The following is a 19,534-nucleotide window of genomic DNA, read 5'->3' on the forward strand; positions in this document are numbered from 1 at the left end:
AAAGTGCCTAATTTTTTTTAAAAATATTTTTGATGGGCAGTGAATAGCGGCAACTAATTGCTTTGCCACTACAGCTCGAATAAAGCAGCCTCTGCAGGAGCTTGTGTCTCAGAAATTGACTCATCTTCACAGGAAAATAAATGCTGAAAAAATGCAATGTAACAATTGATTTTCTTGCTTGACAAGGCGCAATGTGAACCCGATTATCTGGTGTGAAAGACAAGATATTTTGCAGTTCCCCAACGCGAAAAATGAGTTGTTGATCATTCTTTCGTAAGACCAACCGCACATTTTAAAGGCGTCAGGCAATGAAACATTATTTTGAATACCAGGATTCCAAGTCTTACAAGTTTTGGCAGATTGAAATTGAAGCGAATACCCTGAATGTGAAGTACGGCAAGATAGGTACTGCAGGCCAGGAAAAAATCAGCAGCTTTGATACCCCGGAAAAAGCACAAAAAGAAATGGAAAAGCTGATCAGTGAAAAAACCAAGAAAGGCTATGTAGAAAAAAACGGTGCCAGCGCCAAGAAAGTAGCGCGACGTATAGGCGTCAGTTACGATGAGGCAGAAGAGGGCAAGACCTTGCTGGAAAAAGTAACGGCTTTTCTGGACAGTAGCCAGGCAACAGATGTTGAGTCACTGGTAATAGCGGCCTGGGAAGAAGCATATGAAGAAGGTCCGCAAGCATCCCTGGACTTGCTGATCGCCAATCCAGGAAAACTGCCGCAATTGAAAGAATTGTTCGTTGGTGACATGGATTCAGAAGAGTGCGAAATCTCCTGGATCACCCAGGCCGATTACACCCGACTTTTTGCAGCCTTCCCCGCGCTGGAACGCTTGCACATCAAGGGTTCCAAAGACCTGGTCTTGTCTTCCCAGCCGCTAAAACATGAGCATCTCAAAGCACTGACCATAGAATGTGGTGGCCTGCCCAAAGAGGTCATAGAAAAAATTGCGTCTGCCCATTTGCCCAATCTCGAATACTTGCAACTGTATATCGGTGTTGATGAATACGGTTTTGACGGCAAGCTTGATGATCTGCGTCCTTTCATGCAAAAAGGCCTGTTCCCCAAACTGAAACACCTGGGCCTGGTGGATAGCGAAATCGCCAATGAGATTGCAGCTGAGATAGCACAAGCATCCGTGCTGGAACAACTGGAAACCCTGGACCTGTCCATGGGCACACTCAGCGATGAAGGTGGTCGCGCATTACTGGACAGCAGCAAGATAGCCGGACTTAAAAAGCTGGACCTGCACTATCATTATCTGTCAAATGACATGATCAAGGAATTCAAGAAATTGTCTATTCTGGTTGATGTCACTGATCAGCAAGACACTGAAGATGAATGGCGTTATCCAGCGGTCACAGAATAAGACAGATGCAACAGAAATCCCGTTTTATACTGATAGGCAATCCTGAAAACCGCCGCGTGCATTTTTTTCAGGAAGCATTGCAACAAGCAGGGCAGGATACTGCCCTGGTCATCCCCTACCTGAGCATTTTGAATGGTGAGTGCAAACTGCCTGATGTACTCAGGGATGGCGACACGGTAAGGATAGAGTCGCCTGGTGAAAATTTTTTCATAGAAAAGAAGATACTCGCCCTCGGTGGCCTGGAAAATGCCAACGAACTCGAAGATGAACGTGGCAGGATTTATCATCCGCGAATATGGTTCCATGGGTTCTCTAGATTGATGGCATCCATATTCCAGCAGGCCGGGAATGTGAGCTGGTTCAATCACCCTGACGATATCGTCAGCATGTTTAACAAACCCTTATGCAAGCAAATATTGGCTGACCATACGCTACCCAGTCTGCCAGTATTTTCCAGCTACGATGAATTTTTCGCTTACGCAGAAACGCAGGCATACAGCCGCTTCTTTATCAAACTGAATTCCAGCTCTTCTGCATCGGGCATCGTCGCTTATGAGTACAATAAAAGAAACGGTAAACAACAGGCTTACTCTACTGTAGAGATCGTGCATGGTATTGATGGCGAGCGTTATTACAATTCACTGAAAATAAAAAAATATACTGCGCGAAATAAGATACAGAATATTCTCGATTTCTTGTTCGCCCAGGGTGCCATGGCAGAAAGCTGGATACCCAAGGCCAAACATGAGGACAGTTCTTACGATTTGCGGGTACTAGGTATAGCCGGTCAGCGGCGGCATGCCATTGCCAGACTCAGTCGTGGCCCCATGACCAATCTGCATCTGGGTAACCAGCGCTGCGCTGTCGATGAGCTGGAATTGTCCTCATCGACCTGGCAAGAGATCGATACCCTGGTAGAAAAAACCATGCATGCATTTCCGCGCTCGCTATATGCCGGACTGGATATCCTGTTACCCAGAAATGATAAATCACCTGTGCTGCTGGAAGCCAATGCCTTTGGCGATTTGCTGCCTAACTTGCTGCACAATGGCGAGAATACTTATCTGGCAGAAATCAATGCAGTGCTGAAAAGGCAGAGGCCGGCCTATGCTTAGGGCAAACAAAGCCAGCCTGCTGTTTGATATCGACAATACCTTGGTGAACAGGGACGCGGCCTTTGATGCTTACATACTGAATTTCATCATCAGAAATCAAGCAGCATTTTTTGATGAGGACATGTCCTTAGTCTATGATGAAATGATTACGCTAGACTGTCATGGCAGAAAGGACCGCAAACTTTTTTGTTATGAGGTATTGCAGCGTTTCCCAAGACTTCCTTACACCGCAGAAAGCTTGTGGGAAGATCATATGTCACTGCCGGATTTTGTGAAATCAGACAGACTGCTCAAGCAGATGCTGGAGCGTCTTTCTGCAGATTATCAGCTCATGATTATCTCCAATGGTTCTGCACACATGCAGCGTCGTAAGCTGCGGCAGGCAGAACTTGTCGATTATTTTGAGCATGTCTTTATCTCTGCTGAAGTCGGTTACAGCAAGCCTGACCAGCGCTTGTTTTCACATGCTTTAAACCATTGTCACCACGCCAGTATAGTCATGATAGGGGACGACTACATCAATGATATGCAGCCAGCTATGGCGATGCAATTGAAAACAGTTTTTATCAATCCTGAAAACGAAACCGTGGCAGTCAGACCAGACCATGTGTTATCAGGTATCCATGACCTTGAGGAGGCTCTGGCATGCATGATATGAACCAGATAGTGGGCAAGAGCAATGTCCTCTTCATTATTCTGGACACCCTGCGCTTTGATATTGCACAACAAGAGCTTGCCGCAGGGCGCACGCCTTTTCTTGCGAGCGTATTGCCTGCAGGCTGGGAAGAGCGCCATGCGCCCGGCTCTTTTACCTACGCATCGCACTGTGCTTTTTTTGCTGGTTTTCTCCCCACACCTGCCAGACCGGGTATGCATGAGCGTTTATTTTCATTGAAGTTCGCGGGCAGTGAAACCACGGGTACATCCAGTTATTGTTTCGATACGCCAGATATAGTCAGCGGATTTGCTGACATTGGTTACCGTACTATCTGTATAGGCGGGGTCGGTTTTTTCAAGAAGCAAAATCCCTTGTCCTGTGTCTTGCCCAATTTGTTCCAGGAAAGTTACTGGCAGCCAGAGTTTGGTGTGACTGATACAGAGTCAACTAGGCACCAAGTTGAATTTGCCATAGAGTTGCTGGAACAAAAACCTGATCAAAAAGTTTTTTTATTTATGAATTTATCTGCACTACATCAACCCAACTGTCATTACCTGCCAGGAGCCGACGATGATACTCTGGCTAGTCATGCTGCGGCATTGCGTTATATAGACAGCCAGTTGCCACCCTTGTTTCAGGCGCTGAATCAAAAGGGTGATACCTTCGTGATTATCAGTTCTGATCACGGCACAACCTACGGTGAAGACGGTTATATCGGGCATAGGCTGGGGCATGAAAAGGTCTGGACTATCCCCTATGCAGATTTCCATTTGACGCGCGGGAGCCTGACATGACAGAGATAGCTCATACATTTCGCCGTTATCTGGAAGAGACCAATCGTTTTCAAAGCTATCTGTATTCATACCCGCACAAGACTGCGTACAGGACGTTTGAAGAAAAACTGGATTTGAAAGACCTCTGGGCAGCAGAAAAAAAACATGCACTGTATCTCTACACGCATATTCCTTTTTGCCGCATGAAATGCTCATTCTGTAATTTGTTTACGGTGTCGCATCCAAAAGAAGATCTGATCAATCTGTATCTTAAAAAAATACAGCTGGAAGCTGAAGTCGCAAGAGATAGCCTCGGTGATTTCAACTTTGCCGGTTATGCCATCGGTGGTGGTACACCCAGTCATCTGGACATTAACCAACTTGAGCAATTGTTTTCTGTTTACACCGATACCCTGGGCGTAGATTTGAAAGATACACCGGGTTCCTTTGAGATTTCACCTGATACCATCAATGATGAAAAGCTGACTTTTCTGTCGCAACATGGCGTGCAAAGACTGAGTATAGGCATACAAAGTTTCATCGAATCCGAAGCGCGTTCGGTAGGCCGGGTACAGCCCGAAACCGTGATGGAGCCACTGCTCGAAAAAATAAGCAGCTACCAGTTCCCGGTTTTTAATCTGGACCTGATTTATGGCATCCCTGGGCAAACTGCGGACACCTGGCTCGCATCGCTGCAAAAAGCAATACAGTTTCAACCGACGGAAATCTTCCTGTACCCCTTGTATGTGCGTCCCCTGACTTCGCTATTCAAGAAGCATATCAGCATACAAAACCAAGACATACGCAGCACGCTGTACCGCTTAGGCCGGGACTTTTTGCAGGCCAACGGTTACGCGCAGGATTCGATGCGCCTGTTCCGCAAGCAGGTAGCTGGTTTGCGTGAGAGTTCAGAATATTCATGCCAGGAAGATGGCATGATAGGCTTGGGTACGAATGCGCGGTCTTACACGACAGATGTGCATTACTCGACAGAATATGCCGTATCCAAATCCAACGTGGCCGCGATCATCGATGACTATGTTGCGAAGGAACGTGCTGACTTCACGACGGCAAATTATGGCATACGCCTGTCTGAGGATGACAGGAAACGGCGTTACCTGATCAAGTCTTTATTGAAGGCACAAGGGCTGGATGCTGCACATTACCAAGGCATTTATGGTACCGATGTGCATGTGGATTTTCCAGAATTAAGAACTCTGCTGGAAATGAATCTGGCGCAAGAGAATGCCGGTCGCATGCAACTGCAAAACGAGGGCATGGCTTATTCTGATCTCATCGGTCACTGGTTTATCTCGCCAACCGTCAAACAAAAGATGCAGGAGTACGTCAGCAAATGAACCTGAAAATTATTTATCGTGGTCACCTGACAGATTGCAATTACAGTTGCGAATACTGCCCCTTTGCCAAAGAAAAAAACAGCCGCGAACTGCAGGCGCTGGATAAAAAAGATCTGGACAGGTTTGTCGATTGGGTAGAGCAAAACAGTAGCACAGCCCAGCCTATGGAAGTGTTTATTACTCCTTACGGCGAAGCCCTGGTGCGCAAATGGTATCAGGAAGCAGTGATACGTTTGTCGCATCTGCCGCACGTGAGCAAGGTGGCGGCGCAAACCAATCTGGCCTGGAATACGCAATGGCTGTCGCGTTGCAATACTCAGACCACGGCTTTGTGGACTACCTACCATCCCGACTTTGTGGCCGAAGAAAAATTTCTCAGCAAATGCAGTGAATTGGCTGCCTTGCAGATACGCCATAGCGTCGGTGTCGTGGGACTAAAACAACACTTCCCGCAAATTGCTTCTCTGCGCCAGCGCCTGCCGCAAGATGTGTATATGTGGATCAATGCCTACAAGCGTGAAGTGGATTACTACTCGGAAGAAGAAATCGCTTTCCTGGAAGACATCGATTACCTGTTCAGATTGAACCTGCCCTGGTATGAAAGCATGGGTAAAGACTGCAAGGCCGGCAGTGAGGTGGTTTCCATAGAAGGCAATGGCGACCTGTTCCGCTGCCACTTCATTAAGATCCGCAAAGGCAATATTTTTACAGACCCGCTGGCCAGCATGCTCAAGAAAGAAACTTGTAGCAAAGCGACTTGTCATTGCCACATAGGCTACATCCATCTTGACTCCATGAAATCGCAAGAAGTGTATGGCAGCGGCCTGCTGGAAAGGATACCTGTGCGTTTTGCCTGAAGGCATTGAGGAGAAAGAAAGGAAATAAGTGGTTTTTCTCTTATATGATTTTTTCATGCTTTAAGCTGAAAACAATCGTTTGTCGTCTATGCACAAGGAAGTAATATCGGTTCAACCAAAGTTCATTAGCATAGAAAGAGACCGCGCATGAGTACCACTTTATATTCCTCACCATCTTCATTGTTGCCAAAAAGGCGTAATGCATTACTGGTCACAGCATTGATGTCCGCCTTATCTGCGATGTCCGCACAGGCACAAGAAATTATCCCGCCACAATCCGACACCGTGATCGTGACTGGTACACGCAGTATCAAACGTACCGTGTCTGATTCTGAAGCTCCAGTTGATATATTAACTTCAAAAGATTTGCAATCCACAGGCTCTGGTGAACTGGCAGTGGTGTTGAGCCGTTTGTTGCCTTCCCTGAATTTCCCGCGTCCTGCAGTGGCAGACGGTACTTCTGCCAGCCGCCCGGCGCAATTGCGCGGCCTGTCGCCTGACCAAACCCTGGTACTGGTGAATGGCAAGCGCTGGCATACCTCGGCGGTGGTGAATGTGAATGGCACGGCAGGGCGCGGCTCTTCGCCTGCTGATTTGAATACTATCCCTATCAGTTCGATTGAAAAGATAGAAGTCTTGCGTGATGGCGCAGCAGCGCAATATGGTTCAGACGCGATTGCCGGTGTCATCAACATCATCCTCAAAAAAGGGGCGAATGGTGGCGAAGTGCAGTTTGGTGGCGGTCAATACAGTAAACGTGATGGCACACAAGCCAGTTTGAGCGCCAACTTTGGCACGGCACTGGGCGACAAGGGCTGGGCACGTTTTACCGCAGAACAACGCAACCAGAATGAAACCAACCGCGCCGGTGCTGATTTCCGTAATCCGCTAGAACCTCTGTATGGCAGGGTTAATCAGGTACAGGGTGACCCCAAACTGCAACAGACTAACCTGGGTGCCAATGCCTCGCTGGCACTGGCGACAGACTTGGAATTGTATGGCTTTGCCAACTACAGCCGCCGCAGCACAGATGCTGCCGCGACCTGGCGCACGGCCTACACCACAGGCACGACTTTGCGCACCCCGCTATACCCAAATGGCTTCTTGCCGAATGAAGCGGGCACGAATACTGACGTGTCTGTCGTCGGTGGTATCAAAGGACGTACCGATGGCTGGCGCTGGGATGCCAGTGTCAATTATGGTTCCAGCGAATTCAGCCTGGATGTCAACAATACCGTCAACCTGAGCCTGGGTGCCACCAGCCCGACAAAATTCTATGCAGGCAAACTGAAAAATACCCAGACCCTGGCAAACTTTGATGCAGCGAAAGAATTTGAATTTGCGGGTCTGGCAAATCCATTGACGCTGGCCGTTGGTGCAGAATACCGTCGCGACCAGTATGAAATTGGTGCGGGTGAAGCGAATTCTTATTTTGGTAGTGGTGCCCAGGGTTTCTCTGGTTTCCAGCCTTCGAATGCAGGCAGCTTCAGCCGCCACAGCGCATCCATCTATGCGAATATCGAAGCTGAACTAAGTAAGCAATTGAGTGCATCGCTGGCTTTGCGTCATGAAAACTACAGTGATTTTGGCAGTGTCACTTCTGGCAAATTGTCTGGTCGTTTTGAATTCACCAAAGAATTTGCCTTGCGTGCTGCGGCATCAAATGGCTTCCGTGCTCCTTCACTGGCGCAACAGAATTACACGATATCCACGACTAATCTGCTCACCATCAACGGTACATCGCAACTGGTGGATACCGGTACATTTGGCGTTTCCACGGCTGCCGCCAGGGCACTGGGTGCAGTACCGCTGCAAGCCGAAAAATCACGCAATTACAGCCTGGGTGCAGTCCTGCAGCCAAGCAAGAATGCGACACTGAGCATAGATGCTTACCAGATCGATATTGATAAGCGCATCCTGTATTCCGGTAACCTGGTCTTGCCTGCTTCTTTGCAAAGTGTATTGGCGCAGCAAGGTGTATTGGTTGGTGCGGCACGTTATTTCACCAATGCGCTTGATACCAAGACCCGTGGTGTGGATGTCGTTGGCTCTTATCAAATCCCGCTGTCTGGCACAGACAAGCTGGGCTTTACCGTGGCCTACAATCACAATGACACGACAGTTAAAAACGTTGCTGCCAATCCGGCGATTCTGACGCAAAACAATCTCTTGCTGATAGACAGGCAAACCATCAACCGCGCAACTGAGGCGACACCAAAAGACAAATTCAGCATCTCTGCTGACTATGCCTTTGCCAACTGGAATATCCATGGCCTGGCCACCCGCTACGGTAGTTTTGTCTCACCACAAAACAGCGTCGCACTGGACCAGACTTACAGTGCCAATACAGTGCTGGATCTGGCTGCCAGCGTCAAACTGGGTAAATGGACTATCAGTGCCGGTGTCGATAACCTGACTGACAAATATCCTGATCTGGTGACATCGGCAGGTAATTTGAATTCTGGCGGAACCCTGCCTTATTCCACATTCTCGCCTTATGGTTTCAATGGTCGTTACTACTATGCGAAGGCCGCCTACGCCTGGTAATGATGTGATTTGAACTGGTTTTTTGTTAAGGGCTGCTTTATGCAGCCCTTTTTCTTTTGTCTCTGATTCTTGTAATTTATTATATTTCGGCATTTATTTATCGATAAACAATAAATAAATATTGCATTTCGAAATTTATAACGTAAAATTCACATCATCAATTCAATTGGGAGTTCAAAATGCAAGTTCAGAAACATGCCAGGATTAGCAATATTCGCAAGTTGAGCAGATATTTTTTCTTTCTTACACTACTCGCTATGGCCATCGTCGCGGCTGCTGGTGCTGCACTCATCATCAAGATTGTGATGGCGCAGTCTGGTGATACGACAGTGTCTGCTTATTTCGCGCAGGCTGCGGTGGTTGGTAACATAATCGTCCCTCTGTTAATGGACGGCTTAAGTGCTGAATTAAAAGTGCTGGGCATACTTGGCACCATTCTTTTTTTTGGCATGATAGAAATGCTACTCATGCATATCAAGCAGTTACTCACTTGTTTTTATGAGGGAGAAATTTTTAACAGGAAGGCAGTTTTTCATGCAAAAAGAGCCTTCAATATTAACTTTGCATTTGTTGCCAGCGTGTTTCTGGTGAAATTGTTTTCAACTGTTGTGAGTTATTTTTATCCATGGCAAGGGGCAACAGCTCATTTTGGCCCTTTGTTCGCGCACACATTCGATCAAATTATCTGGTTGTGTGCTTGCCTGTTGCTGCTGTGGTCGCTGGAAATTGGGGTAGACCTCAATGAAGAAGCTGAACTGACCATCTGAGGACGCGATGCCTATTACTGTTAATCTGGATGTCGTTCTCGCCCAGCGCAAGATGCGTTTGAATACCCTGGCTGAACTTGTCGATATCACACCACAAAACCTGTCCGTATTAAAGACTGGCAAAGCCAAGGCGATACGCTTTGATACTCTGGAAAAAATCTGTGAAGTGCTGGCATGCCAGCCTGGCGATATCCTGGCGTATACGCCAGATGAGCCCAATCTACCTGCTACAGAAATCTGATCTATACGGCACCAGTGTCAGGAAACTTGCCAACATACCTGGCACGCGGGCGTATCAGTTGACCGGTTTCTATTTGTTCCATTGCGTGGGCTATCCATCCTGCTGTGCGGCCCAGTGCAAACAGGATTTGCGCTGTACCTGGCGGTAACTGGCAGGCAATTTCAACAGCGACCAGACCAAAGTCTATATTCAGTTTTTGCCCTGTCAGGTCTTCTGCCAAATCTGCCACGGCAAACAAGGCTGCATGTTTGTTCCTGTCCAGCATGTTCATCAGTAGCGCACCGCGTGGGTCGCCATCAGGGTAAAGCGGATGAGCAAAACCCGGTAGCCTGGGTGAGAAATGCTGATGCGCATCATGCTTATGCAGATGTTTTGACAAGAAGCTGCTTATGTCATTTGGTGGTGTCGCCAGTGCGGCACGCAACATGCGGCTGACGCGCAGACTTTCACCACCGTGTTTGGGGCCTGAGAGTGCAGCCAGTCCTGCCACTAATGCCATGCCCATGTTCGCGCCTGCCGAGGCAACGCAACGCACGGTAAACGTCGATACATTCAATTCATGGTCTGCACTGACAACCAGGGCTGCGCGTACCAGTTCTGTTTGTTCCTCATTCAACCGCCATGCTGCTGCAAGCTTTTGATGAAAGGCCTGATGGTCAGGTGCGACACCCAATAGCGCTGCTGCGGTCAGGTGCATCCATAGCATGGCTGTTTGATGGGCATCAATGTCGGGTATTTCCTCTACTGTTTTAGTCAGCAGGGGCAAGATGCTGATGGCTCTTTCGTAGGGTGGAAGATGCGACGTCAAATCCAATAGTTTTGGCCATAGCGTCATTACATCAGTCAGCAAGAATTCAGGAAGATAAGGACTTGTGTCGCTACACCATAAAATCAACGCAACCTGTTCCAGCGTATGTGTGCCCGCGAGTTCAGTGACGGCATGCCCCCGGTAATACAGCTTGCCATTTGTTACCTGAGTAATCCGGGATTCCAGTACTGGCACTCCCCAGTCTATCGCTGATTCGGCAGCGCCACCTGCGCGCTTGCTATCATTGGTACGTGCCAGCAGACGCAATACTTCTTCCTTCACGTATCGTTTTGCTCTTTGTCCCTGGGATTGGTGCGATTGCAGCAAGCCGCGGCTGACATAGGAATACAAGGTCGGCAGGCTGATGCCGAGTAACTCGGCGGCTTGTCTGGCAGTGAGAGTGTTATCCACGATTAATTTATATTGATAGGCAGAATCAAGATTGACCATGTCCACACACAGATCCTAGACTGCTTGCATGGACGGTTTATCGCATTGTGCGCTAATTTGATTTTATTGGGGAGAGCATCATGTCGGCAGCAGCATTATTGGCATCCTTGTGGGAAATGGGCGGTGGTGAGCCAGAGGTTTTGCAGCAAGTAACATTCAGTGGTGATGGCGCGCAATTACCATCGACATTCCCAGTCGGTGATGTGTCCGCTGCCAGCATAGCCTTGCAAGCCCTGATGGCTGCGCAACTATGGCAGGCACGTGGTAGTACTGCGCAAAAAATCACGATAGACAGAAGGCACGCCCTGGCCATGTTCAAGAGCGACCGCTATCTCAGCATCAATGGCAAACCTGCTGATGACCCATGGAGCAAGATAGCCGGTTATTACCAGGCCGGGGATGGCCGCTGGATACAATTGCACACCAACTTCCCGCATCATCGTGATGGTGTACTGGCGATCCTGCAATGCGCAGAAGAGCGCGCCGCAGTCGCCAAAGCCATTGAGGGCTGGAAAGCAGCTGAGCTGGAGCAGGTGCTTGCCGATGCAGACATGTGTGCCGCCATGATACGTACAGAGCAGGAGTGGCAGGAACATCCACAGGCGCAGGCCATCGCTGAATTGCCATTGTTTGAAGTCAGGAAAATAGCTGATGGCCCCGTCGTACCTATTGGTCAGCAAGGCGGGCAGCGCCCTCTGAGTGGTGTACGTGTGCTGGACTTGTCGAGAGTGATTGCCGCTCCCGTAGGTGCGCGTACACTGGCACAACATGGTGCTGATGTATTGACAATCAGTGCCGCACATCTGCCGAATATCATGCCGCTGGTGCTCGATACTGGCCGTGGCAAGCGTTCAGCACAACTGGATTTGCGAAACGCTGAAGCGCGGCAAAAATTACATGAACTGATACGCGGTGCGGATGTCTTCATGCAGGCTTACCGTCCCGGCGCTATCGCTGGTCTTGGTTATTCTGCGGAAGAATTATGCGCATTGAATCCGGGCCTGATACACGTCAGCCTGTCGGCGTATGGTCATGTCGGCCATTGGGCAAACCGTCGTGGTTTTGACAGCCTGGTGCAATCTGCCAGCGGCATTGCCGATGCGGAAGGGCGGGCGGCAGGCAATGCAGCGCCAGGCAAGCTGCCCTTCCAGGTACTTGATCATGCAACTGGTTATTTGCTGGCGTATGCGACCATGCTTGCTCTGCAAAAACGTGCTGTAGAAGGTGGTAGCTGGCAAGTCAGGGTCTCGCTGGCGCAAACTGGCCGATGGCTGCAAGCCATGCCCAGACGTGGTTTGCATGAAGATGCTGCAGAATTGCGGCCAGAAGAAATCACTGCTTTCTTGCAGGCTTCAAGTTCAGGTTTTGGCGAGATGCAGGCGATTGCGCCGGTAGAAAAAATGAGCCTGACACCCGCGCATTTTGCATTACCTGCGCCTACACTTGGGCAGCATGCGCCAGTCTGGCTGCCATAATTGAGACTCAAATTTCATGTTGCTGCAGCCAGCCATGCAATGTGGTGATGAGTTCTGGCGCTTTTTCCAATGGCGACATATGGCCGCAATCTTCGACAATATGCAGTGTGGAATGAGGCAATCCGTTTGCCAGTTTTTCTGATTCCGCAAGACTGCGCATCTGGTCATTCCTGCTGGCGACGACTAGCGCAGGGCAAGTAATTTCAGGCAGTTCATGGTGACCATCTGCACGAGTTATGGACAGTTGCTGCAAAAAGACCTGCTTGCCAAGCGCCAGTGACATGGCCTGCAAATGCGCCAGCATGACGGCATCATCCTGACGCTGAGGATGCAGGGCGCGGCGCAGGGCTGTCATGGTCTGGCCCTTGTAGGGATAGTGTTCGAGCAGCTTGATTTGCTGACGGTTTTTATTGTCTTCATCTGCTGTGCTGGCGCGCGCTGAGGTGTTCAGCAAGACCAGGCCGCTTATAGCTTTGCCTTGCTGAAGCGCCAACCATGTCAGATGGCGTACTACATAGCCACCCAGAGAAAAACCGATGATGATGGCCTTGTCTGGCAATACCGGGAGCAGGCGTGTCGCCATATCCTCTATGCTGTTTCCCTCATTCAAATCGGCGAAATGCACTTGTCCCAGTTGCTCAAACCCGGGCAACATAAACTTCCATAAACTAGCATCACACATGAAGCCGGGGATGAGCAGGAACTGGCGTGCTGGTCTGGTATCAGCGAGTGTGGATTCTGGCATGCGGTTTAATGATGGATGAATTATTTCTTTTTAATGTTTTGCAAAAGATTGCTGACTTGCTGGCTCACCGGTATGTCATGCTGGCGCAGTAACTGTACATGCAAGACCAGATTTTCCAGCACCAGCTTTGCCGCGACTGCCAGCAAGGTGACCTGCCTGTCTTCATTGCTGAAATTTTCCATCGCATCGGCCATGTCGCACAGATGCTGGGCGGTGATGGCGCGCAGCTCATCTTCTTCAAAGGGCAGGTCAGCAAAATCTATCGGGTCTTCCTGCTCCACTTCCTTCATCAGTTCTTGCAGTTGCTCTGGTGTGATGGACATGTGCACTCTCCTTGAAAATAGCGAGCCGGACTTTATTCCATTTCTCTGTTCTCATTGTAGACTGCTTTTGGGCGCGCTGGATACCGGGCCTATTTTTTGATCGAAAGCCCAAAGACCGCCAGTCCACCCACAGCCAGCAAGGCACCCAGCCAGCCGGTGGAGGTCCAGCCATATCCCATCGTGATGACTACGCCACCCAGCCAGGCACCGAGTGCATTGGCGACATTGAAAGCAGAGTGATTCAGGGCAGCGGCCAGAGTCTGTGCATCACCTGCCACATCCATGAGGCGTATCTGCAAGGCAGGTCCGATAGCGACCAGGGTACCTAACAAGAATGCCCAGATGATGGCTGATATTGTGTAGCTCATCGCGAAAGAAACACCACCTAAAACCACAGCATTCCACAGCAGCAGTACAGCGATGGAACGCAGCAGATTTTTGTCTGCCAGACGTGCTCCCAGCATACTGCCCACCACCATACCTACACCAAACAGTGACAGTATCAAAGGGATGACGCCAGCAGACAGTTTCGTTACTTCCGTAAGTATCGGCTTGATATAGCTGAACACGGCAAACATGCCACCAAATCCGACTGCACCTATGCCCAGTGTCAACCAGACTTGCTTATTGGCCAGTGCACCCAGTTCACTTCTGGGATTCGCGTTTTTTGTTGCGGGTGCATTCGGTACGACGAAATACACCGCCACGCTGCTGATTACCGCCAGCGAGGCGACAAAAACATAAGCAGTCTGCCACCCCCATGTCTGCCCCAGCCAGGTTGCTACAGGTACGCCAAGCAGGGTAGAACTGGTCAGGCCCAGGATCACCAGCCCGACTGCAGTGGCGCGTTTGTGTGGTGCTACCATATTGGCGGCGACCAGCGTGGCGACACCAAAGTAAGCACCGTGCGGCAGGCCAGCTATGAAGCGCACGATATTCAGCGAGAGGAAGTCGGTAGTCAATGTCCCGGCAAAATTACCTGCTGCGAACAGCAATATGAGGGCGATCAGCAAAGTCCTGCGCGGCCAGCTGGCTGTCAGCACGGCAAACATGGGTGCACCGATGACCACACCAAAGGCATAGGCAGTGACGACATGGCCAGCCTCTGGTATGGATACTGCCAGGTCTTTGGCTACTTCCGGCAGCAAGCCCATCATGGCGAATTCACCTGTGCCTATCGCGAATGCACCGAGCCCCAGCGCAGTGACTGCATATAAAAATTTGCGCTGAGTATTGTCAGCAACTTTGGCACTCACTGATGCTGGTGTAGTCGGCATTGCGTTGGGTGTGGTGGGCATGATAGGCAATCAGAAGAAAATTAATTGGCAACAGTGAAACGCTTCTGAATATGTTTCGGTGTTTCCAGTTCATCCACGATAGCAACAGCCAGATCCTGCACAGATATGCCCGCAGGTGCATCACCAACGCCCGGCAGCAGATTGTCTGCACCTACTTGGTATTGGCCGCTACGCTCGCCAGGGGCCAGGCCTATCGGTGGCGACAGGAAGCTCCATTCCAGTGAATCTTCTTTTTTGATGAGGTTCAGGGCTTCTCTGGCTGCCAGTGCGCCTTGTTTGTATTCCGCCGGGAATTCAGGCACATCCACCAGTTGCACGCCAGGTGCGACGAACAGGCTGCCTGCGCCACCCACCACCAGCAAGCGTTTGACACCTGCCTGTTTGATGCCGGTAAAGATGGCTTGCGTGCCCTGCAGGAACAGATCGTGGATTTGCGCTTCGCCCCAGCCCGGATTGTAGGCGCTGACCACGGCATCTTGTCCCGCTACTGCCTGTGCGACCTGCGCCGCATCGAGCACATCTGCCTTTACCACGCTAAGACCGGCTTGCGCCGCTACTTTGGATGGTGTGCGTGCCAGCAGGGTGACTGCATGGCCGCGGCTCAGCAGTTCGGCCAAAACGGGTGTGCCTACAAAACCGGTGCCGCCAATTAACGCGATTTTCATTTGAAACTCCTTTGTGTGTATAGTTTATAGTGTGAATGCTTCATCATTTATTGAATAGATAGTCAAAATCACTAACACTGTGAAGTTGTACTAATAAATTGATAGCTTGTTGATGGCTTCTTGAAGGATTGTCTGGGAGTAAAGATGGAACAGTACAAACGCATGGCCCTGTTTGCCGAAGTGGTTACCGCAGGTTCGCTGACCAGTGCCGCCCGCAAGCTGGGTATGACGCCGTCTGCAGTCAGCCAGCATTTGCGCGCGCTGGAGGCTGACCTGGGTTTGTCGCTATTGCATCGTTCAACCCGCAAACTGACGCTGACAGAAGCAGGTGCGCGCTACTTTGAAGGCTGCGCCGCCATGGTGGCCGCTGCCCGTTCTGCCGAACAGGCGCTGGCTCGCCACAGGGATGAGCCGCAGGGAGAATTGCGTATCGCCGCACCGATAGGCTTTGGTGGCATGCTGGCGCAAGCGCTGGCACCGCTGCAAAAATATCCGAAGCTGAGTTTGTGCCTGCTGGTGGATGATGCCGTGGTCGATCTGATTGATGAACGTATAGACATTGCGCTGCGGGTAGGTAATCTCCCTGATTCCAGTCTGGTGGCACGCAAGCTGGGCAGCATGTCTGCCCAGTTATGCGCAGCGCCCGCCTATTTGAATGAACATGGCTGGCCGCAGCATCCTCAGGACCTGGAGCAACATGTCTGGCTCGGTGGCGCACCTACCCGTCATTTGCAGTTGTCAGGGCCAGACAAGGCCAACATTGAAATGAAGCTGCCAGTCAGAATCAGGGCTACCCAGGTCACTGCCCTGCATGCGCTATGTGTAGCTGGCTGGGGGATCAGCATTGCAGTCAGTGAAGATGACCACCAGGCTTTGGCGAATGGCAGCCTGGTAGCGGTGTTGCCGGACTGGAAATTGCCTGACCTGGTAATGCATGCGATTACGCCACGTCGTGATGAGCAGCCTGCCAAGGTGCGCCATGCGCTGGCCTTATTGGCTGAGCATGTCGCCAGATACGCAATGTGAAGGAGATATTCGCGATTTAGCCAAATGGGAAGCGCGCCAGCAGCTCAAAATCTGCGCCAGCTTCAGGCTCTATAAACAGGGCAATGCCATCAATGACCAGTGGTTCTGACAGGCTAAAATGCTGGATCGCAGCAGCATGCAGACTGTCTGCAATTGCCCCTGCATCCAGCCTGTCCGTCAGCGTCATGTGGAAGCGGAATTCTTCTGCAGTATACGGATAGCCCCATTCCAGCAGCAATTCATTTTGTGGGGCGCTCAATGGCATTTTCTGTCGGCGTGCCAGTTCAGCCTCACTCATGGGAGCACGAAAATGATCGAAGTGGCGCACGCAGGCAAAGGCAAAATCATTCAGCGCAGCCTGGTCACCAGTAGCTCGCAAGGCCAGGAATTTACCCATCCATTGCACCTGTGGCGCATTTATCTGGATGATGCTTTGTTGTGCGCAAAATTCTTGCAGGACGCGGCGCAAGTCAGCCTCGGTCAGGCTGTCAGCAAGCTGGAAAGGTGCTTTCAGCGTCGCATGAAAACCATAGCGACGTGCGTCGCTGCTCAGTTGTCGCTGCAAGTGTGCATCCAGGCCGGCAATAGTGGGTTGGGCTAGTAACTGGCCGCTGGCTGCATCGCGCCCCAGCCAGTTACTGCCTTGCTGCCACCATCTTGCTTCAGGGGCAAAATACAGGGCATATCTTGTCATGCCTGTTTTTACCGTAGATCAGTCAGCAACCTGATCCGTAGGGAAGCGCAAAGAATCCCTGAGCAAGAAGCCCATGGACATATTCATGTTGATGTTCTTCGGTGGTATCGGTTTGGTAAACCACTTTTCATAGATGCGGTAGATTTCATTGTCATGGATGAGCCTCAGCATTTCGCTATCAACGATCTTCTTGAAGCCCGGATCATCCTTGCGCATCATGATGGAGTAGGGCTCGATAGACAGAGGGTCGCCAACGATGGCGAAAGATGCCGGTGCCTTCGATTCTGCTCGCAGGCTGTACAGCAAGACGTCATCCATAGGGAAGGCGTCTGCCTTGCCTTCTTCGACCATCTTGAAAGAATCCTGGTCACTATTACCTTCTACCAGTTTGATGTTCAGTGAGCTGGTGTCGTTCCTGTCATTGAGCAATTTGACGGTGGTGGTGCTCTTGGTGGTGACAACGGTGCGGTTACGCAGTTGGGGCCAGTTCTTGATGCCGCTGTCGGCTTTGACCAGTGCGCGCACGCTGGAAAAGAAATGCGGGATGGTGAATGCGACTTTCTTGCGTCGCTCTGCATTATTGGTGGTGCTGCCGCACTCCAGGTCTATCTTGTCTTCCAGCAGGGCGCTGAAGCGGGTGGTTGAATCTACAGAGTAAAACTGTATTTTCATTGCTGGCATCTTGAGTTCTTTTTTGATGGCTTCTGCCACCTTCAGACACAGATCTACCGAATAACCGAGAGGTTGCTTGTTTTCATCCGTGTATGAAAATGGTGCAGTTTCACGGATACCTATCACCAGGGTCTGGGTTTTGCGTATTTTGCCTATCGTATCGCCTGCTTGTGCCAGCAGGGGCAGGGCCAGGCACATCATGGCGGTCATGCCACCAATTGCTTTTCGCATCATATTTTCCACCCGTTATTATGTGATCAACATCGAGAGTTTACGCATCTTGCAAATCGACTGTAACAGTCATGGTACAAGACAAAGTATGAAATTGAGGCGCATCAGCTAAACAAGATTTAGTAAAAAAGGTAAAATTATATTGCTTAAATGTGATGATTCAGCTAACAAGATGTTTTCTTGATATGGATTGCTGAACTAACCGTGATGGTGTCTGGCCTTGCTGGCTCATGGGCAAAATCATGCTAAGGTGACGGCATACTGACAGCACATTATCACCATGAATTTTTCAACTGATTCCAGTTCCCTTTCCAGCGCAATGTTAACAATACGCAACGCGCGCATCGTCACTGCTGATCGCATGTTTAGTGGTTCCATGCTCTTTAGCCATGGCAAGATCAGTGAACTGGCTGATGGTGCAGCAGGTCTGGCAGGTGAAGACTGGCAGGGTGATTATCTGTTGCCCGGCCTGGTTGAAGTACATACCGACAATATGGAAAAGCACCTGATGCCACGTCCCAAGGTGCACTGGCCTGTGATGCCCGCGATACTCGCCCATGATGCGCAAATTGCAGCCTCGGGCATTACTACCGTGCTTGATGCGATAGCGGTGGGTGATATCGACCCCGACAGTGTGCGCATGCAAACCCTGAAACCCTGTGTAGAAGGCTTGCGGCTTGCGCAGCAGGCGGGTTTATTGCGTGCAGAACATTTCCTGCATATGCGTCTCGAATTGGCAGAGCCGGATCTCTTGCACCTTTTTTCTCCCTTCCTGCAGGATGACAGGCTCAAACTGGTATCGCTGATGGACCACACACCCGGCCAGCGTCAATGGACAGATCTCACGCATTACCGTACTTATGTCACTGGCAAGCGTGGCTGGAGTGAACAGAAAGTCGACAAGATGCTGGGCATATTGCTGGAACGCCAGCAACGGCATGTGGCTGAAAACCGTCAGCTCGTCATACAGCGATGCCAGCAGCATGCACATCCCATCCCGCTGGCTTCACATGATGATACGACCGCAGAACACGTGCATGAAGGCGTAGCTGACGGCGTCAGTATTTCAGAATTTCCGACTAGCCTGCTGGCGGCGCAAATGGCGCGGCAGCAAGGCCTGGCCATCGTCATGGGCGCCCCTAACCGTGTGCGTGGTGGCTCGCATTCAGGCAATGTCTCGGCGGGTGAGCTGGCCAGACATGATTTGCTTGATATCCTGTCTTCCGACTATGTACCGGCCAGTTTGCTGCAGGCCGCCTTCATGTTGCAGGAAGATGGCTATGATTTACCCAAGGCAATTGCCACCGTCAGCCGTGCCCCTGCACGGGCACTGGGCTTGCATGACAGGGGCGAGATCGCAGTAGGCCTGAAGGCAGATTTTATCCGCGTGCGCATGCTGGATAACTTGCCCGTCGTCATTGCAGCATGGCGTGACGGCAGGCAAATCGCCTGAGT

19 protein-coding genes are annotated in these 19,534 nt (G+C 50.5%); 12 read left to right on the forward strand and 7 right to left on the reverse strand.

The genetic code is table 11. The annotated features are described in order from the left end of the window. The first annotated feature begins 308 nt into the window (after positions 1-308). From ACO0LL_RS06715 to ACO0LL_RS06755, 9 genes are all read left to right on the forward strand, one after another. Positions 309-1,376 carry an STM4015 family protein gene (locus ACO0LL_RS06715; RefSeq protein ID WP_422950112.1) on the forward strand — a complete coding sequence of 356 codons (1,068 nt, stop codon included), beginning with the start codon at positions 309-311 and terminating at the stop codon, positions 1,374-1,376. Positions 1,377-1,381: 5 nt separating this feature from the next. Beyond that, complete coding sequence (locus ACO0LL_RS06720) at positions 1,382-2,491, forward strand: STM4014 family protein (protein ID WP_422950113.1); 1,110 nt, start codon at positions 1,382-1,384, stop codon at positions 2,489-2,491. Beyond that, on the forward strand, positions 2,484-3,149 hold the full coding sequence (locus ACO0LL_RS06725) for an HAD family hydrolase (RefSeq protein ID WP_422950114.1): 666 nt from the start codon (positions 2,484-2,486) through the stop codon (positions 3,147-3,149). Before ACO0LL_RS06720 ends, ACO0LL_RS06725 begins: the two co-directional genes overlap by 8 nt. Further along, positions 3,137-3,943, forward strand: coding sequence for an STM4013/SEN3800 family hydrolase (locus ACO0LL_RS06730; protein WP_422950115.1), 807 nt, complete (start codon positions 3,137-3,139; stop codon positions 3,941-3,943). The genes ACO0LL_RS06725 and ACO0LL_RS06730 overlap by 13 nt, the downstream gene beginning before the upstream one ends. Continuing rightward, positions 3,940-5,280, forward strand: coding sequence for an STM4012 family radical SAM protein (locus ACO0LL_RS06735; protein ID WP_422950116.1), 1,341 nt, complete (start codon positions 3,940-3,942; stop codon positions 5,278-5,280). The genes ACO0LL_RS06730 and ACO0LL_RS06735 overlap by 4 nt, the downstream gene beginning before the upstream one ends. After that, positions 5,277-6,137, forward strand: a complete 861-nt coding sequence (locus ACO0LL_RS06740) for an STM4011 family radical SAM protein (protein ID WP_422950117.1) — start codon at positions 5,277-5,279, stop codon at positions 6,135-6,137. Before ACO0LL_RS06735 ends, ACO0LL_RS06740 begins: the two co-directional genes overlap by 4 nt. A gap of 147 nt (positions 6,138-6,284) precedes the next feature. Continuing rightward, positions 6,285-8,684, forward strand: coding sequence for a TonB-dependent receptor plug domain-containing protein (locus ACO0LL_RS06745; protein WP_422950118.1), 2,400 nt, complete (start codon positions 6,285-6,287; stop codon positions 8,682-8,684). Between the two features lie 179 nt (positions 8,685-8,863). After that, positions 8,864-9,451, forward strand: a complete 588-nt coding sequence (locus ACO0LL_RS06750) for a hypothetical protein (protein ID WP_422950119.1) — start codon at positions 8,864-8,866, stop codon at positions 9,449-9,451. A gap of 7 nt (positions 9,452-9,458) precedes the next feature. Next, on the forward strand, positions 9,459-9,692 hold the full coding sequence (locus ACO0LL_RS06755; RefSeq protein WP_422950120.1) for a helix-turn-helix domain-containing protein: 234 nt from the start codon (positions 9,459-9,461) through the stop codon (positions 9,690-9,692). 1 nt (position 9,693) lies between these two features. Here the strand turns inward: ACO0LL_RS06755 and ACO0LL_RS06760 are convergent, their stop codons facing one another. Beyond that, positions 9,694-10,911 carry a citrate synthase family protein gene (locus tag ACO0LL_RS06760; protein WP_422950121.1) on the reverse strand — a complete coding sequence of 406 codons (1,218 nt, stop codon included), beginning with the start codon at positions 10,909-10,911 and terminating at the stop codon, positions 9,694-9,696. A 119-nt stretch (positions 10,912-11,030) separates the two neighbouring features. On the opposite strand from ACO0LL_RS06760, the gene ACO0LL_RS06765 reads away from it, so the two are divergent. Beyond that, a complete protein-coding gene (locus ACO0LL_RS06765) occupies positions 11,031-12,425 on the forward strand; it encodes a CoA transferase (protein WP_422950122.1) in 1,395 nt (464 codons plus the stop codon). 7 nt (positions 12,426-12,432) lie between these two features. On the opposite strand, the gene ACO0LL_RS06770 is transcribed toward ACO0LL_RS06765, so the two are convergent. From ACO0LL_RS06770 to ACO0LL_RS06785, 4 genes are all read right to left on the reverse strand, one after another. Next, positions 12,433-13,170 (reverse strand): alpha/beta fold hydrolase, encoded by a 738-nt coding sequence (locus ACO0LL_RS06770; protein WP_422950123.1) that lies wholly within the window; start codon positions 13,168-13,170, stop codon positions 12,433-12,435. 20 nt (positions 13,171-13,190) lie between these two features. Further along, positions 13,191-13,493 carry a hypothetical protein gene (locus ACO0LL_RS06775; RefSeq protein ID WP_422950124.1) on the reverse strand — a complete coding sequence of 101 codons (303 nt, stop codon included), beginning with the start codon at positions 13,491-13,493 and terminating at the stop codon, positions 13,191-13,193. Between the two features lie 89 nt (positions 13,494-13,582). After that, positions 13,583-14,791 (reverse strand): MFS transporter, encoded by a 1,209-nt coding sequence (locus tag ACO0LL_RS06780; protein ID WP_422950125.1) that lies wholly within the window; start codon positions 14,789-14,791, stop codon positions 13,583-13,585. Positions 14,792-14,811: 20 nt separating this feature from the next. Further along, positions 14,812-15,456, reverse strand: a complete 645-nt coding sequence (locus ACO0LL_RS06785) for an NAD(P)-dependent oxidoreductase (protein ID WP_422950126.1) — start codon at positions 15,454-15,456, stop codon at positions 14,812-14,814. A 144-nt stretch (positions 15,457-15,600) separates the two neighbouring features. On the opposite strand from ACO0LL_RS06785, the gene ACO0LL_RS06790 reads away from it, so the two are divergent. Next, positions 15,601-16,482 (forward strand): LysR family transcriptional regulator, encoded by an 882-nt coding sequence (locus tag ACO0LL_RS06790; protein WP_422950127.1) that lies wholly within the window; start codon positions 15,601-15,603, stop codon positions 16,480-16,482. Positions 16,483-16,498: 16 nt separating this feature from the next. Here the strand turns inward: ACO0LL_RS06790 and ACO0LL_RS06795 are convergent, their stop codons facing one another. Then, positions 16,499-17,176: a DUF1045 domain-containing protein gene (locus tag ACO0LL_RS06795; RefSeq protein WP_422950128.1), complete on the reverse strand. Its 678-nt coding sequence runs from the start codon at positions 17,174-17,176 to the stop codon at positions 16,499-16,501. An 18-nt stretch (positions 17,177-17,194) separates the two neighbouring features. Beyond that, complete coding sequence (locus ACO0LL_RS06800; RefSeq protein WP_422950129.1) at positions 17,195-18,079, reverse strand: amino acid ABC transporter substrate-binding protein; 885 nt, start codon at positions 18,077-18,079, stop codon at positions 17,195-17,197. Positions 18,080-18,359: 280 nt separating this feature from the next. On the opposite strand from ACO0LL_RS06800, the gene ACO0LL_RS06805 reads away from it, so the two are divergent. Beyond that, the gene (locus ACO0LL_RS06805) at positions 18,360-19,532 is read left to right on the forward strand and encodes an alpha-D-ribose 1-methylphosphonate 5-triphosphate diphosphatase (RefSeq protein WP_422950130.1); all 1,173 of its coding nucleotides are present in this window, start codon (positions 18,360-18,362) and stop codon (positions 19,530-19,532) included. The last annotated feature ends 2 nt before the right edge of the window (positions 19,533-19,534 follow it).

It is taken from the genome of Undibacterium sp. TC4M20W (assembly GCF_049340245.1).
GTDB lineage: Bacteria > Pseudomonadota > Gammaproteobacteria > Burkholderiales > Burkholderiaceae_D > Undibacterium.